Origin of the sequence: Allokutzneria sp. NRRL B-24872, assembly GCF_002155965.1 — a bacterium.
Classification (GTDB): Bacteria; Actinomycetota; Actinomycetes; order Mycobacteriales; family Pseudonocardiaceae; genus Allokutzneria.
Genome location: NZ_MUMH01000261.1, coordinates 367 through 1,106 on the forward strand (window position 1 = coordinate 367; position 740 = coordinate 1,106).

1 protein-coding gene is annotated in these 740 nt (G+C 69.0%); it reads right to left on the bottom strand.

What is annotated here, in order from left to right:
• Positions 1-512: 512 nt before the first annotated feature.
• Positions 513-740: SCO4848 family membrane protein (locus tag CCN37_RS37145; RefSeq protein WP_086830077.1), on the bottom strand; the 228-nt coding region annotated here is incomplete at its 5' end.

Below are 740 nucleotides of genomic sequence, written 5' to 3' on the forward strand. Positions count from 1 at the left end.
CCGGCAGGCGCACGTCAGAGGTGCTGAAGGGCTTGGAGCGCTTGGAAGAGGCCCGGCCGGAGGACGCGCACTGGTACGGCGGGTTCCTCGGCGCCGACCCCGATCGCGCGGGGAAGGGGGTCGGCGCCCGGCTGCTCCGTTCGGTGGTCAACCGTTGNNTGTTGAGCACCACCAGCGCGGCCAGCGTCGGCACCAGCCAGCCGGCGACCTTCTCCTTGCGCACGTTGGTGGCGACCAGGCCGACGATCACCAGCAGGACCACCAGCTTCACGCCCACCTTGGCGTGGTTGACCGGCGGCTCGCCCATCTCGGCGATGCCGACCAGCGCGAGGCCGGTGACCAGCTGGAGCAGGCTTCCGTGCAGCCAGCCCTTGTTCAGCGGGCCGTCCGGGGCCGTCCTGCGCTGCAGCAGCAGCATCGCGACGAGCACGGCCATGCCGAGCAGGTGCAGGAAGACGAGGGCGAGCCGGAGGAACTCCACGGTGGGTCTCCTGGGGTGTGGTGGTGGGGAGTCAGTCGGTCGTGCGCGCCGCCCGGTCAGCGCGGAAGCCCCGCCAGCCGATGACGCCGATCACAGTTCCCAGCGTCAAAGACGTGAGAACGAGCACCAAGTGCACGGTGAAGAACGTGGTGGGAGCGCCACTGTCCGTGAACGCCCTGTCGTCCTTGGCGATGTTCAGCATGAAGTTCGGCCAGATCAGCCAGGTCCACACCCCGAAAGCGAGCAGGAACAGCGAGGC